This window comes from Myxococcus vastator (assembly GCF_010894475.1).
GTDB classification, from domain to species: Bacteria; Myxococcota; Myxococcia; order Myxococcales; family Myxococcaceae; genus Myxococcus; species Myxococcus vastator.
Genome location: NZ_JAAIYB010000012.1, coordinates 1 through 14,870, shown reverse-complemented (window position 1 = coordinate 14,870; position 14,870 = coordinate 1). Strand labels below are relative to the sequence as shown.

Here is a 14,870-nt window from a genome sequence, read left to right as displayed (position 1 = left end):
CAGGGCCTGGGGCGCGTTGACTGCGGGCGAAGCCGGGGCGCACAGTTTTCCGCGCCATGAACGAAAAGAGCGCGTCCTACCAGTCGTGGCTGGAGTCGTTCGCCAGCGAGCACGGCGCCACCGCGGGCACCATCCACCTTCAGCGAGGAGATGACCTCTTCCTCGTGGCCGCCCTCAACATCCCGCCGCCGTTGATGACGGCCGTCCAGCACGTGCCACACGGCAAGGGGATGGCGGGGCTCGCCCAGGTGCGCAAGCAGCCCGTGCAGACGTGCAACCTGAAGGAGGACACGTCCAGCGACATCAAGCCGGGCGCGAAGGCGGTGGACGCGCGCGCGGCGGTGGCGATTCCGGTGCTCGACGCGACAGGCCGGGTGCGCGCGGTGGTGGGCATCGCCTTCACCGAGGAGGGCTCGCTGGCCGCCGAGCGCGAGACGTCCTTGATGGCCGCGGCGTCCCGGCTCCCCATCGCGGATGGCTGAGCCCACGCCGGGCCTGGCGGCGGCGGGGCAAGGCGGGCTGTCCGGCCGCGCCGTCATGGGCTGGGCCGCCTTCAGCGGGCTGCTGCTGGCCGCCATCCTGGTGCCCTTCGCCTGGTTCGGCGCCAGCCTGGAGGCAGCGGCTGGAGACTTCCTGGCCCTGCGGCCACCGTCCTGGCAAGTGGCGCTGCTGCTCGGGGGCCTGCTGGCCGGTGATGTCGTGCTGCCCGTGCCCTCCAGCCTGGTGGGCACCGCGGCCGGGGGCCTGCTCGGCTTCTGGGGCGGCGCGGCCACGTCCTGGCTGGGGATGATGGCGGGCTGCGCGGTGGGCTATGGCCTGGGCGCGCGCGCCGGCACGGCGGCGCTCCGGCGCATGGCGGGTGACGCCGAGCTGACCCGGCTGGCCCGCGCCGCCGAACGGATGGGGCCCTGGTTCCTGCTCGCCTTCCGCGCGGTGCCGGTGCTGGCGGAGACGTCCGTGCTCTTCGCGGGCACCAGCCGCATGCGCCCCCGGACGTTCCTCACCGTGAGCGCCCTGGCCAACCTGGGCGTCTCCGTGACGCATGCCGCGCTGGGCGCCAGCGCCGCGCGGATGGAGTCGTTCCTGCTGCTCTTCGCGGGGATGGTGCTGCTGCCCGGCCTGGCTCTGGCCTGGACGCGGCGAAGGACTCCGCCGCCTCCAGACCCGGCGACTCGTTAGGGCGGTCTGCTCAGCTCCGCGCCGCGCGCGCGTCACGGCCCCGGGCGCGGGCGGCCTTGGCGAGCGCGTTCGCGCCCTGCTCGTCGCCGCGCATCCACTCCTTCATCGCGGGGACGACGGTCTTGCTCCAGCCCTTGCCGGCGCGCACGGACAGGTAGTCCTTCACCAGCGCGTCCACCATGGCGGACAGCTGCTCCATCAGGAAGAGCCGCTCGGAGAGCTGGTCATCCTCCTCCTCGCTCATCAGCGCCGGCAGCTTGCCCGCGCGGATGTCGAGGAACTCGGAGTCCACCGTGGCCTCGAACTCCTTCTCGCCCTGGGTGAAGCGCAGGCGGGCCTGGGCCACCAGCAGCCCGCGGTCCAGTGAGTGCTTCACCTGCTCGGAGTACGGCGCCAGGGTGCCCTTGGCGCTCAGCTCCGTCACGTCGCCCGCCACGCCGCGCAGCACCACGCGGCCCATGAAGAGGACGCTGACGCCTTCACCTTCCACCTCCACGAGCGGCCCGCCCGTCTCGGTGCGCCACAGGAGCCACGTGAGGAACTCCCGGCCCAGGTAGGCGCGGCCCCGCAGGAGCTGGTCTTGCGCCTTGCCCTTCTCGGCTTCGGCCTCGTCCTTTGTCTCCTCGGTGGCGCCGCCGTCCACGCCGACATCACCGCGCATGAAGGCCGCTTCGGCCCGCGCCTCGTCACGCCTCGCCATGTGCCACCTCCGCCGTCGTCGGCAGGTCCATGCCAATCAGCTCCGTGGTGGGCCCCAGCAGGGACTCGTCGATGCCCGCCGTCTGCGCCATGGCCGACGGCGTCATGCCGAAGAACTTCACGTTCAGCCCGCCCTCCAGCGCGACGGTGATTTCGTCCACCACCTTGCGCGACGCGGACCAGATCTGCACCTGCTGCGTCTTCAGGTTCCAGCTCACGTCCACCGTCGACGTGCGGGGCGTGGCGCGGTTGCGGAGCATCTGGCGGATTTCACCGCGGCTCTGCGTCTTCTCACCCCGGCTGGGCGGGCGGCCATTCTCCTTCTCGAAGGCGGCGGCCCACTTCGCCAGCTCCGCCTTGAGCGCCGCGGCCGGCACCTTGATGGTGTCAATGCGGAAGGCGAACAGGGCGTACTCGCCATAGTAGAGACGGCCGGCGGAGAACTCGCTGGACTCCTCGTTCTCCAGTTCCACGAAGCCGACGGCGCGCTCTTCTTCGGAGCGACGGTCGATGGGCTCGAACGCGTGCGCCTTGAGGCCGCGCGTCAGCCAGCGTTTGACATCCGAGGGCGCTTCCTTCGCCGGTTCGACCCGGAAGCGCGACAACGTGACAGCACCACGAAGGACAGGCATGGGGCGCGGCAGGATGGGGGGCGCGCGCCGTGCCGTCAAGGCACTCGGCGTGGGTGGCGCCCTGTCCCTGGCCGCATGACAGGCCCGCCCCACGGCGGTAGCGTGGTGGGCGACATGCGCCGCGTCCTGTCCGCCTCACTGCTGCTCATGGCCCCCCTGGTGCTCTCCGGCTGCCTCCGAGAGACGCGGCCCGAGGGCGACACCCTCCCCTCCCTGGCCCGCGCGCTCTTCGACACCCTGGAGGCCGAAGGCGCCCTGGCCAGCGCCTACGTGGTGGACGCGCGGACGGGCGAGCCGCTCTTCACCCACCGCGAGCACGTCCGGCTCCTGCCCGCCTCCACGCTCAAGGTCGTCTCCACCGCGGCTGTCCTCTCCACGCTGGGCGCGGACTTCCGCTACCAGACGCCGGTGGCCCTGGAGGGCTCGCTGGAGGGCGGCCTCTTCCTGGGCGACATCGTGGTGGAGCCCACCGGGGACCCGTCGCTGGGCTCGTGGCGCTTCCCCGAGACGGCCCTGGCGTGCGAACAGGTGGCGGAGGCCCTCCAGGCGCGCGGCGTCCGCCAGTGGCGCGGGCAGGTGCGCGTGCGCGGCGCGAAGGAGGCGGAGCTCCCGTTCGGCCCTGGCTGGGCCTGGGATGACGCCGCCTATGCCTACAGCGCGGCGCCCACGGCCTTCGTCTTCCGGGAGAACGTGGTGGACGTGGCCCTGTCCCGGGCCGCGGGCGCGGACTGCGCGCAGCCCCCCGTCATCCAGGTGACGCCCGCCTTCGCGACGCTGACGGCAGTGGTGGGCGTGGACACGAACGCGGAGCGCCCCTCCCTGGCCTGCGTGCGCCAGCGTGGCGGGCCCGGCGTGCGCTGCCTGTGGCGCTCCGCCGCGGACACCTGCCCCCGCTCCGCCGCGGTGAGGCTGTCGGTGGACGACCCCGAGCAGCTCTTCGCCGCCTGCGTGGAGGCGTCCCTGCTGGAGCGCGGCATCCCCCGGCTGCCCATGACGCTGGAGGCGCCCACGCCCATGCAACCCGCCGTGCCCGCGCCCCTGGTCACCCTGGTCAGCCCGCCGCTGTCCGAGCTGGTGAAGGTGACGAACAAGGAGTCCCTCAACCTGTACGCGGAGCGCCTGGGCCTGCGCTTCGCGCGCGAGCTCACGGGCACGGAGAGCTATGGCGCCCTGCGCGCCGCGCTGACGGAGGAGCTGGCCCGCCGCGGCATCCCCTCGCGTGACTTGCGCCCGGTGGATGGCAGCGGCCTGTCCCGGTACAACCTGGCCACCGCGCGTGGACTGGTGCGCGTCCTCTTCACCAGCCTGCGCGAAGCCTACGGCGCCGCGCTGCTGGACAGCCTGCCCGTGGCCGGCCAGGACGGCACGCTCGCGGCCCGCCCCGTCACCACTGACACGGCGGGCCACATCCGCGCGAAGACGGGCACGCTGTCCGGCCAGCGGTGCTTCGTGGGGGTGGTGGACCGGCCGACAGACGCGCGGCACCCGCGCGTCGTCTTCGCGCTGATGCTGGGGAACATGGACGACGGCACCGCCTTGCCCGCCAACGAGGCGTTCGACCGGTTCGCGGCGGGGCTCGTCACGCTGCCGCTGCGCTGACGGCCAGGGCGCACCGTCTCATCCTCAACAGTCACACGGCGCAGGCGCGAGCGAACACCCGGCGCGCGGCGGCATTCCCGACGCAACGAAGCCGTTTCCCGTCCCAAGGGACGTGGCAGGCTGCCGCGCGTTTCCCAACCTCGAGGTGAACCGTGAAGCTGACAACCGCATTGACGGCGGCGGTGCTGACCCTGCCATTGGCTGCGCCGGCCGCCCCCGCGCCCACCGCGGCGGCGCCCCGCAAGGCCGCCTCCCAGGCGCCCGCGACGCCGAAGAAGGAGCAGGTGGACACCTACCACGGCACGGCGGTGAAGGACCCGTACCAGTGGCTGGAGGACTCGTCCGACGCGCAGGTGAAGCAGTGGAACGACGCGCAGAACGCGTACACCCGCGCGCTCCTGGACAAGCTGCCCGGACGCGAGTCCATCCGCCAGCGCGTCTCCGAGCTGCTGAGCTGGAAGTCCCCCGGCTACGGCGGGCTGCACGAGGCCGGCGGCACGCTGTTCGCCATGAAGTACCAGCCGCCCAAGCAGCAGGCCTTCCTGGTCGTGCTCGGCTCGGTGGAGGACACGTCCAAGGAGCGCGTGCTGCTGGACCCCATGGTGGTGGACCCGTCGGGCCACACGACCATCGACTGGTACGTCCCCACGCTGGACGGCAAGAGAATCGCCGTGTCGATGTCGAAGAGCGGCACGGAGAGCGGCGATGTCACCGTCTATGACGTGGCCACCGGCAAGCCACTGCCGAATGAGACCGTGCCCCGGGTGAACAGCGGTACGGCGGGCGGCAGCCTGACGTGGACGGCGGACGGCAAGGGCTTCTTCTACACGCGCCACCCGCGCGGCGAGGAGCGCCCCGAGGCGGACCGGAACTTCTTCCAGCAGGTCTACTTCCACCAACTCGGTACGCCCACCCAGAAGGACACGTATGTGATGGGGAAGGACTTCCCGCGCATCGCGATGACGGAGCTGGACACGTCCCATGACGGCAAGCACATCTCCGCCGTCGTGGCCAACGGCGATGGCGGCGAGTACATGGTGTACCTGCGCGACGCCGCCGGGAAGTGGTCGCAGGTGTCGAAGTTCGAGGACAAGGTCATCCGCGCGCGCTTCGGCCACGACGGCGCGATGTACCTGCTCAGCCGCAAGGACGCGTCGCGCGGCAAGGTGCTGCGACTGCCGCTGGCCACGCCCACGCTGGACAAGGCGACGGTGGTGGTGCCGGAGGGAGAGGCCAGCATCCAGGGCTTCTTCCCCACGAAGTCGCGGCTCTATGTGAGCGAGCAGCTCGGCGGACCTTCGCAGCTGCGCATGGTGGACCTGAAGGGCAAGGCGCTGGGGCTGGTGCCCACCCTGCCCGTGTCCTCCGTGGGCGGGCTCGTGAGCCAGGGCGGTGACGACGTGCTCTTCGTCAACACCAGCTTCACCCAGCCGATGGCCTGGTATCGGTACTCGGCGAAGGACAACACGGTGAAGAAGACGGCGCTGGCCCGCACGTCGCCGTTGGATTTGAGCAACGTGGAGGTGGTGCGCGCGTTCGCCACGTCCAAGGACGGCACGAAGGTGCCGGTCAGCATCCTCAAGAAGAAGGGCACGAAGCTCAACGGCAACAACCCGGCGCTGCTGACGGGCTACGGCGGCTTCAACATCTCCATCAGCCCGAACTTCAACGTGCTCGCCGGTTTCTGGCTGGAGCAGGGGGGCGTGTTCGCGGTGGCCAACCTGCGCGGCGGCTCGGAGTTCGGCGAGAAGTGGCACGCCGAGGGCTCGCTCACGAACAAGCAGAATGTCTTCGACGACTTCTACGCCGCCGCGAAGCTGCTGGTGGACCAGAAGTACACGCAGCCGAAGAAGCTGGCCATTCAGGGTGGCAGCAACGGCGGCCTGCTGATGGGCGCGTCCGTCACCCAGCACCCGGAGATGTACGGCGCCGTCGTGGCGCGCGTGGGCATCTACGACATGCTCCGGGTGGAGCTGACGCCCAACGGCCAGTTCAACATCACCGAGTACGGCACCGTGAAGAACCCGGAGCAGTTCAAGGCGCTGCACGCGTACTCGCCGCTCCACAACGTGAAGGACGGCACGGCCTACCCCTCCGTGCTCTTCACGTCCGGCGCGAACGACCCGCGCGTGGATCCGTTCCACTCGCGGAAGATGGTGGCCCGGATGCAGGAGGCCACCCAGTCGAAGAACCCCATCCTGCTGCGCGCCAACGCGGAGACGGGCCACGGCGCCGGCACGCCGCTGAACGCGCGCATCGAGGAGGAGGTCGACGTGTACTCGTTCGTGTTCAACGCCCTGGGCATGAAGTACCGGCCCCCGGCGAAGAAGGTCGCGGCGCCCAAGCCGCAGTAGCCACCTGAAGACTGCATCCACCGCCGCCCGGACACTGGCGCGGCGGTGGACGCGGTACGGCGGTGCGACTCAGCAGGTCCAGGTGCAGGCCGTGCCGCCCCACACCTGGTTGCAGCGCCCTTCCGTCTGGGGAAGCGAGTCGCAGAAGGCCTGCGTCGTCCCCGGAAGCGCCTGGCAGCACCCCGTGCACGTCCAGATGCAGGAGGTGCCCTGGTTCACTTCGTTACAGCGCCCCGGCGTCTGGGGAATCGAGTCACAGAAGGCCTGGGTCGTCCCCCCCTGCGCCGTACAGCACCCCGTGTTGAGCGCCGCCTCTTCGCTCACCGCGCCGGCTACCGCGCCTTCTTCATCCACCACGCCACACGCCGTCAGGCCCGCGACGGCCAGCAACACGGCACCATGGAGCGCGAACCGCTTCAGTGAAACACGCATGCGAAACCACCTTTCTTGAGCAAGCTGCATGAGCAGCCTAGCCCGAGGAAAAGCGGAAAAGCACGACGCACTGTAGTGGCAGCGCAGTGGGTTCTCCCGGGCCAGCGTGCCGCCACCTGGTCCCGAACCAAGGCCGGGGAAGAGTCCAGGGTTCGCCCCTCCTGCCGCGCTGTCCTGGTCGCACCTGGAACCACGAGCGTAGAACCCGTGGCGCGTCAACACCGTGCGTGCCAGAGTCCTGCGTGCTTGAAGACGGGCGGGCCGCGCACCGCAGCGGGAGGGGTGAACCATGTCGAGCACGAACCGCACCGCCGATGGACTCAGCACGTCGGCGCTCGAGACGAAGACGCACAGCGTCGCGAAGCTGCTTGAGTTCATCCGAGCCGGAAAGGTGCGCATCCCCTACTTCCAGCGGCGCTTCCGCTGGCACGATGAAGACCGGCGCCTGCTCTTCGACAGCCTCCAGAAAGGCTTTCCGGTCGGCACCTTGCTGCTCGCCCAGGGCGCCGCCCCCGCCGAGCGAGTCGTCCTGGGCGGCTTCACCGCCGACGTCGGAGAAGTGAACGATGCGTTGTGGGTGGTCGACGGGCAGCAACGCCTATCGACGCTGGCCATGGCGCTGATCGATGAACACTCGGGAGCATACCGGCCCATCTATTTCGACCTGGAGGCCAATGCCTTCGTGCTCGGAGCCCGAAGGCGCGCGCCGCCGCCGCACTGGGTCCCCACCCACGTGCTCGCAAGCTCCGCGCTCCTGAACAAGTGGCTCCGCGAACGCGCCCTGCCTGACGAATTCAGTGACCGGGCCGACCAGATCGCGGGCCAGCTGCGCGAATACCTGCTGCCCGCATACATCGTGCCTTTCAACGACAAGACCGAAGACGTCGTGAAGGTCATGTTCGCCCGGATGAACCGGAACAGCCGCGCGCTCCGCACCGACGAGGTGTTCGAGGCACTCCATGCCACACGCGAGGAGGGCAAGCCCATTGAACGGGTCCGCGCCGAGCTGACCCAGATGGGCTTCGGCGAGCTCGAAGGAAAGCAGATCGAACGCGCGGCGCTCGCGGTCGCCGGAAAACCGTCGAGCGCGAAGCTCGTCGACGTGCTCTCCGCAGCCGAGGTGCCGGCAGTCTTTTCCCGTGTCTCCCAGGCGCTCGTGCGAACCGTCGAGTTCCTGGCCAGGGACTGTGGCGTTCCCCATGTCGACTGGCTCCCGTATGGCAATGTCGTGTCGACACTCGCGAAGCTCTTCGATGCTCACCCGAAGCTGCATGACCGAAACCGCGCCCTGATGGTCCGCTGGTTCTGGCGAGGCAACCTCAGCGGCGACCACCGGCTGGACTACAAGACCGATCAACCGAAGTGGCAGGCCATCGACGACGACCAACACGGAACGATCCAGCGCCTCCTGAAGCTCGGGAACCGTGCCGACGTCGACGAAGCCCTCGCGGCGCCGCTGCAGCCCTTCAACCGGCGAACGGCAAGGACGAAGATAGAGCTTGTCGCGCTCGCGGCCTTGGAGCCGCGGTGGCTGACCGGCGAAGACCGCGGTGAGCCTCTGGAGCTCGGCACACTCATCGAAAAGCAGGACCACTTCCCGGGCGCGGTCGTCCAGGGGAAGGGAACCATCGCCGACTATCTGCTGCACCCGAAGTTCGACGTTGGTGAGCTCAGCGCAGGGCAGAATGCCGCAACCCTCGAAAGCCACTGCTTGGACGACGCCATGCTGGCGGCACTCATCGCTGGACACAGCGAGGCCTTCGAAGCCTGCCGCGCCAGGGCGCTCACCCGGTACGTGCAGACCACGCTTCGAGCCTGGGCGGGCGTCGACGATGCGGATCACGACCGGCCGCCGCTAGACGCGTATTTCGACGAGGAGTCCGCCTGATGCTCGACGTGTTCCTGAACTCCACGCGGGTTGGAGCCATCGTTCGCGAGGAGCACACGGCGGTCATCTCGTTCGTGCTCGACGAGTCCTACGCCTCCCTGCGCCAGCGACCCGTGCTCGGCCAGCAGTTCGAGGAGCGTCGGGAGCACCGGGTCTTCCGCCAGGCCCGCTTCCCGGGTGAGCTTCCGACCTTCTTCGCCAATCTCCTTCCGGAAGGCGCCCTCCAGGCCATGGTGCAGACGCAGTTCGCGCCGGGCTCCGCGGCCGACACCCTGGCCATCGTCGGCGAGGACCTCCCTGGCGCTGTCATCGTTCGTCCCACGACAGACAAGGTGGTTGTGCCTCCCCGCGCCCGTGCGTTCGACGAGCCTGGGGCAATAGCGCCTCCGGTAGACGGAGGGATGCGCTTCTCGCTCGGCGGTGTCCAGCTGAAGTTCTCCGCGGTCGAGAGCGCAGAACAACGCTTCACGCTGCCCTTCCGGGGCATGGGGGGACGGTGGATCCTCAAGTTCGGCTCGGAGACCTACCCGAAGCTCCCGGAGAACGAGTTCGTCACGATGGCCTGGGCCGCGGCCTCCGGCTTGAACGTGCCCCGGCATCGGCTCATCGCGGCGCGTGACATCGAGGGGCTGGACGAGCGCTTCCATGCCCTCGGTGAGCACGTCTTTGCCATCGAACGGTACGACCGGGTCGTCGATGGCAGCCGCGTGCACCAGGAAGACTTCGCCCAGGTTCGAGGACTTCCTCCTGAAATGAAGTACACGGGGTGGAGCCTGGATGGCCTCGCGCGCTTCATCGGCGACCTCTGCGGCCCCGAGGACCTGGCGGAATACCTGCGGCGTGTCCTCTTCCTCCTGCTGTGCTGCAATACGGACGCGCACCTCAAGAACTGGTCGCTCATCTATCCGGACGGGCGGACGGCTCGGCTCTCCCCCGCCTATGACTTCGTGTGTGTTCGTCAGTACCTGCCCCAGGACCTCGCGCTCCCACTGGCCAAGGAGAAGGTCCTGGACCGCATCACCTGGGAGCACATCGCACGGGTCGAGAAGTTCCTGCTCAAGTACGGCCACGACACCGACCTCGTACGGACCGGCCGCGAGTTCGTGCAGCGCTGCCTGGACGAATGGACTCGGCTGCGTCCTCTCGCTCAGCCCGAGCATCAGAAGACCCTCGACGAGCACTTCTCGCGCTCTCCGCTCGTTCGGGAGCTTGGAACAACTCAATAATGCCCGGCGAGCCTCCGCAGCAGAGTAAGGCTGCAGCCCAGGTGAAGGAGGGCGAGGTGGATGCCGTTCCGACTAATTCCCTCGAACCTCGAACGTGCGGGCTTCGGGCTCAAGGAAGCGCAGGAGCGCCTCACCCTCCCTCGCGAGCGCGTCACGGTCCTTCTTCTTCTTGAGCGGCGCGAAGGGCTCGACGACGAGCGCGGCCATCGCGCGCTTGCGCTCCACCGTCCACGTCCCGGCGACGAAGCCGTCCACGAGAAACGTCGCGGGGATGCGCAGGTTCTTGGTGATGAGCCTGGCGCGGTACGCCTCATCCACCAGCCGGGCCCGGTCATCATGGCCCAGCACCAGGCTGTCGAACTCCGGGAGGAAGCGCGGGGGCGCGGGCGTGTCCTCGTCCGGACGAGGCGCCTCGGGCAAATCGAACAGCTCCCGCCCCTTCTCGTCCCGGAACGTGCGCAGCGAAGGGCGCAGCGCTTCAAAGGCGGGCTTCAGGCCCTTGAGGCCCGACCACGTCTGGGCATCCGACACCGACGCCGGACCGAAGGCCGCGAGGTAGCGCTGCACCAGCGTGGGCAGGTCCGCCTCGGCTCGCAAGGGCGCCCCCAGCCACGCTTCCGCGACCGCGAAGTCCGTGGTGCCGGGATAGCCCCACTCCGTCTCCGTGGGCACCTGGATGAGCGGCAGGAACATGCGCACCGCGAAGCCCATGGCGCGCTCGTCACCCTGGGGATGGCGGGCCACCAGGTGGTCGCGGAGCGCCTCGAAGGTGCGCGGGGCCTCCTCGAAGAAGGCGCGCGCCTCCTTGACGAGCGAAGCGACGTCCAGCCCCTTCGCGCGCTCGCGAAGCACCGACGCCACCGAGGCTTCGAGCAGCGGCGTGAAGCTGGCGCGCAGGTTCCGGTAGTCCCCCGCGCTCGCGAGGTGCAGCGTGCCACGCATCAACGTGGCCCGGACCACCTCCCTGCACTGAAGCAAAACCTGGAGCGCAGCTCGCTCGAAGCCCTCGACACGCGACCACAGGCCGACGAACGGCGGCTTCGCCTGCTGGGCCTGGAGCGCCAGGAGCCGCTCCACCGCGCCGAGCACGGAGGTCTGCTCACGCGCCAGCAACATCTGTCGCGCCAGCGTCGCGCGGTTGAGGGCCCTGAGGGTCAACGAGGTGTCTGGCATGTGGCCTCTCCCGCGTGGCGAGCAATGGAATGTGCCGCCTCACCTCGCGGGTCGCGGAGGTGTAGCACTTCACGAACGCGAGACGAACGCCCCCAGACACCCTGGAGCCGGGCGCTTCGGGGTGCCACCATGCGAGGCATGGACGTGACCTCGCTGGACATGATGACGACACCCGCCGCCCTCGTGGACCTGGACCGCGTGGACGCCAACCTGAAGCGAGTGGCCGCGTACACCCGCCAGCACGGCCTGCGGTGGCGGCCACACACGAAGACGCACAAGACGCCGGAGCTGGCCGCGCTTCAGCTCGCCGCAGGAGCCCAGGGCGTCACCGTGGCCACCGTGCGCGAAGCCGAGGTCATGGCCGCCGTCTGCGACGACGTGTTGCTCGCCTATCCTCCCGTGGGAGCGGAGCGGCTCGTCCGGCTCATGCGGCTGCCCTCTCACGTCCGGCTCACCGTGGCCCTGGACTCGGGCGAAGCGCTGGAGCTGTTGAGCCGCGAGGCCCGCCGGGCTGGCCGCACCGTGGGCGTGCTGGTGGAGTTGGACCTGGGCATGCGGCGCGTGGGCGTCCAATCCCCCGAGGACGCAGTCGCCCTGGCTCGCGCCGTGACGAACAGCAGTGGCCTGGAGTACCGAGGCATCACCTTCTACGCCGGCCACCTGCGCATGCCCCAGGCGGAGCTGGGCCCGGCGATGCGCGAGCAAGCCGCGCGGCTGGCCACCTACGTGGGCACCCTGACGGACGCGGGACTGCGGCCCTCTACCGTGAGTGGTGGCTCCACGCCGACGCTGTGGCGTTCGCACGAAGTCACCGGGCTCACGGAGATTCGCCCGGGCATCAACATCTTCAACGACCGCAACTCCGCGGCGGTGGGCGCATGCCAGTGGGACGAATGCGCGTACTCCGTGCTGGCCACGGTGGTGAGCACCACGGTGCCAGGACAGGCCGTCATCGACGCGGGCTCCAAGGCCCTGGCCAAGGAGGAGGGCTTCGCGGACGCAGGCGGGTACGGCGCCCTGCTCGACATGCCGGACATCCTGGTGCGCGGCCTGTCGGAGGAGCACGGCCTGCTCGACCTCTCCCGCACCGCCTGGCGGCCCCGCGTGGGCGACCGCGTGCGCGTGGTACCCAACCACGCCTGTGCCTCCGTCAACCTGCACGACCGGCTGCACCTGCTGCGCCAGGGCACCTGGGCCGGCACGCACGCCATCACCGCGCGCGGCTGGTGACGCGCGCCGCTCAGTCCATGCGCTGGAGTTCCTTAGACAGCAGCGTCTCCAGCTCACGGATGTTGCGGTAGACGATGCAGCGATAGGACGCGACGTCGAAGCGAAGCTCGTTCACGTCACGCACCAGCAGCAGCGTGGGCCGCCCGCGCCCCCACGCATAGCCGACCTCCAGGTACACGTTCGGATTGGCCAGGGACAGGTCGGCAATCACCACCTTCGCCGTCTCGATGCGCTCGCGGATGCGCTGGATGATGGGGCCGTCGAACAGCTCCTGGTCCACGCGCTCGCACAGCATGCCCGCGGCCTTCACCGGGCCCTGGATGCCGTAGTGATACGTGTCCTCCAGTTCGGGTGCGAAAGGCATGGCCACGAAGGCGTGAGGCTTTGCCATGGACACAGTGCCCGCCGTCGCCAGGGACGGCGCCTGCGTCACGGCGGACATTCGCCGCACCCGGAAGCCACCCTCCGGAAGCGGCTCCACGCCAGGCGTTGCGCTCAAGCCGCGTGTGAAGGCCTTGGCAAGTCTTTGCGCACGGCGAGCGTCCCGCTCCACCACCGTGAAGCGCGTCAGGGATTGAGGCCCGGCGCCACGTTGGAAGGCTTCAACGAGCCCGCCCACGAAGGCGAGCACGGCCTCGTCTTCATCCAAGCCGTAGTTGGGGCCATGGACGGTGCCCGCGACATGCGCGAGGCCCGAGTGGCTCTCCAGCGCCGCCAGCGCACGCACCGCGAACTGACGAATCTCGTGGTAGCCGAACTCGCCCAGACGAACAGTGCCCAGGAAGAGCGCCAGTGGCGCCGTCAGGGCCCCCCGCGTCTCCACGAGGCGACTCGCACCGGGCACGAGCGTGAGCTGCGCCAAGGGAACGCCCGCCAGCTCCAGGCGCCGGGCCGCTTGACCCGTCGCGCCATAGAGACTCTGTGCGTATTTGAACAGCACCGCGTCCGCGGTGAACTCGGTCAGGTCTCCTACCTTCAACGCCACGTCGAGGAACTGGGCCATTGCGCCCCACTGTAAAGCCTTGCGCTTGCTGTTCCCAACCCGACGTCCACGTCTGCCCATCAGGGCATGACGCAATGCGCCTCTCTTTTTCTCGGCTATCAAGTACGTCCCGTCTGAAGATCTCCGTTTGTGTTGTGTTAAGGAACCACCCCGACCCTTGGGGGGTCCATCCCGACACGGCCATGACGGCGCGGGGCACGGAGGAGAGTCATATGGAGCGCATTGGAATTGTTGGCGCCGGCACCGCGGGACTTCACCTGGGTCTGAAGCTGCTGTCCCACGGTGTGCCTGTGACGATCTTCACGGAGCAGGAGCCGAGCCGGCTACGGGGTTCCCGTCTGCTCAACACGGTGGCGCACCACGCCCCCACGCGCATGCGCGAGCGCGTCCTGGGCGTGGACCACTGGAGCGGCCCCAACGCCGACATGTTCTATATCGGCATCCATGTGAACGGCGACCCCCACCCGTTCAGCCTCCGGGGCCGCGTGGATTCCCCCTCCATCTTCGTGGACTACCGCCAGTACCAGCCGCGCCTCGCGGAGGACTTCGTCGCGCGCGGCGGCAAGCTGGAGGTGCTCCCCGTGGACGTGGACGTGCTGGAGCGCCTGGCGCGGCAGCACGCGCTGATGGTGGTCGCCACCGGGCGCAATGGCCTGACGCGCCTGTTCCCTCGCGTGCCCGAGCTGTCGCCGCACACGCAGCCGCCGCGCATGCTCTTCGCCGCGCTGCTCAAGGGCGTGCGGATGCAGGAGCCCATCGGGATGAACGCCCACCTGATTCCCGGCCAGGGCGAAATCTTCGAGTCCCAGGTCGTCACCGCGAACGGGCGCGTGCCCAGCGTGCTCATCGAGGCGCTGCCCGGCAGTGAGCTGTCCCGGCTCGGCACGCAGCGCTACGACGAAGACCCGCGCGCCTTCGAGGCGATGCTGATGGACTTCCTGCGCCGCTTCGCCCCCGCCACCTACGAGCGCGTGGACCCGGCGAGCTTCGGCGTGCTCGGGCCACTCGACTACCTCCAGGGCGCCTTCACGCCGACGGTGCGCCAGGGCTGGGCGCCTCTGTCGGGTGGCCGCTTCGTCCTGGCGGTGGGCGACACGCATGTGACGAACGACCCCGTCGCGGGCCAGGGCGCCAACGCGGGGTCCGCCTCCGCGTTCGCGCTGGCGGAGCACATCGTCACCGCGCTGGCGGAGAGCCGCCCCTTCGACGCGGCCTTCTGTCGCGAGGCCGAAGCCGGTTCGTGGGCCGCCACCGCGCCGGCGACGCATTGGACCAATGCGCTGCTCCAGCCGCCGCCTCCGCACGTGATTGAGCTGCTGGCGGCTGGAAGCAAGGACGTCCGGGTCGCGGATGCCATCGCCACCGCCTTCGTGACGCCCGAGCTCATCCTCTCCGCATGTGCCAGCCCGGAGAGCACCGCGGCGTTCATCGCGCGGCACCGTCCCCTCGCCCGCG

At 69.5% G+C, this 14,870-nt stretch carries 13 protein-coding genes; 8 read left to right on the top strand and 5 right to left on the bottom strand.

Features of this window, described 5'->3' with window-relative positions; all coding sequences use genetic code 11:
• The first annotated feature begins 56 nt into the window (after window positions 1–56).
• Both G4D87_RS02285 and G4D87_RS02280 read left to right on the top strand, forming a co-directional pair.
• The gene (locus tag G4D87_RS02285) at window positions 57–482 is read left to right on the top strand and encodes a GAF domain-containing protein (protein WP_163778047.1); all 426 of its coding nucleotides are present in this window, start codon (window positions 57–59) and stop codon (window positions 480–482) included.
• The gene (locus tag G4D87_RS02280) at window positions 475–1,179 is read left to right on the top strand and encodes a TVP38/TMEM64 family protein (RefSeq protein WP_163778044.1); all 705 of its coding nucleotides are present in this window, start codon (window positions 475–477) and stop codon (window positions 1,177–1,179) included. Before G4D87_RS02285 ends, G4D87_RS02280 begins: the two co-directional genes overlap by 8 nt.
• A 10-nt stretch (window positions 1,180–1,189) precedes the next feature.
• On the opposite strand, the gene G4D87_RS02275 is transcribed toward G4D87_RS02280, so the two are convergent.
• A complete protein-coding gene (locus tag G4D87_RS02275; protein WP_163778041.1) occupies window positions 1,190–1,879 on the bottom strand; it encodes a hypothetical protein in 690 nt (229 codons plus the stop codon).
• Window positions 1,866–2,510: a recombination-associated protein RdgC gene (gene rdgC / locus G4D87_RS02270; RefSeq protein WP_163778037.1), complete on the bottom strand. Its 645-nt coding sequence runs from the start codon at window positions 2,508–2,510 to the stop codon at window positions 1,866–1,868. The genes G4D87_RS02275 and rdgC overlap by 14 nt, the downstream gene beginning before the upstream one ends.
• A 75-nt stretch (window positions 2,511–2,585) precedes the next feature.
• Here rdgC and dacB point away from each other — a divergent pair, with 75 nt between their 5' ends.
• Both dacB and G4D87_RS02260 read left to right on the top strand, forming a co-directional pair.
• The gene (gene dacB / locus G4D87_RS02265; protein ID WP_504112446.1) at window positions 2,586–4,109 is read left to right on the top strand and encodes a D-alanyl-D-alanine carboxypeptidase/D-alanyl-D-alanine endopeptidase; all 1,524 of its coding nucleotides are present in this window, start codon (window positions 2,586–2,588) and stop codon (window positions 4,107–4,109) included.
• Between the two features lie 152 nt (window positions 4,110–4,261).
• A complete protein-coding gene (locus G4D87_RS02260; protein WP_163778034.1) occupies window positions 4,262–6,463 on the top strand; it encodes a prolyl oligopeptidase family serine peptidase in 2,202 nt (733 codons plus the stop codon).
• Between the two features lie 69 nt (window positions 6,464–6,532).
• Here G4D87_RS02260 and G4D87_RS02255 read toward each other — a convergent pair whose 3' ends face one another.
• Entirely contained in the window at window positions 6,533–6,895 is a 363-nt protein-coding gene (locus tag G4D87_RS02255) for a hypothetical protein (RefSeq protein WP_240357952.1), read from the bottom strand.
• Window positions 6,896–7,184: 289 nt separating this feature from the next.
• On the opposite strand from G4D87_RS02255, the gene G4D87_RS02250 reads away from it, so the two are divergent.
• Together G4D87_RS02250 and G4D87_RS02245 are read left to right on the top strand one after the other, a co-directional pair.
• A complete protein-coding gene (locus G4D87_RS02250; RefSeq protein WP_163778028.1) occupies window positions 7,185–8,783 on the top strand; it encodes a DUF262 domain-containing protein in 1,599 nt (532 codons plus the stop codon).
• On the top strand, window positions 8,783–10,009 hold the full coding sequence (locus G4D87_RS02245; protein ID WP_163778025.1) for a type II toxin-antitoxin system HipA family toxin: 1,227 nt from the start codon (window positions 8,783–8,785) through the stop codon (window positions 10,007–10,009). Before G4D87_RS02250 ends, G4D87_RS02245 begins: the two co-directional genes overlap by 1 nt.
• Before the next feature lie 72 nt (window positions 10,010–10,081).
• Here G4D87_RS02245 and G4D87_RS02240 read toward each other — a convergent pair whose 3' ends face one another.
• Complete coding sequence (locus G4D87_RS02240) at window positions 10,082–11,182, bottom strand: winged helix DNA-binding domain-containing protein (protein ID WP_163778022.1); 1,101 nt, start codon at window positions 11,180–11,182, stop codon at window positions 10,082–10,084.
• A gap of 138 nt (window positions 11,183–11,320) precedes the next feature.
• Here G4D87_RS02240 and G4D87_RS02235 point away from each other — a divergent pair, with 138 nt between their 5' ends.
• Entirely contained in the window at window positions 11,321–12,412 is a 1,092-nt protein-coding gene (locus tag G4D87_RS02235) for a D-TA family PLP-dependent enzyme (protein WP_163778019.1), read from the top strand.
• A gap of 10 nt (window positions 12,413–12,422) precedes the next feature.
• Here the strand turns inward: G4D87_RS02235 and G4D87_RS02230 are convergent, their stop codons facing one another.
• Window positions 12,423–13,415, bottom strand: coding sequence for a hypothetical protein (locus G4D87_RS02230; protein WP_240357951.1), 993 nt, complete (start codon window positions 13,413–13,415; stop codon window positions 12,423–12,425).
• 212 nt (window positions 13,416–13,627) lie between these two features.
• Between G4D87_RS02230 and G4D87_RS02225 the strand changes: the two genes are divergently transcribed.
• A partial coding sequence (locus tag G4D87_RS02225) for a styrene monooxygenase/indole monooxygenase family protein (protein WP_163778015.1) occupies window positions 13,628–14,870 on the top strand: 1,243 nt, incomplete at its 3' end.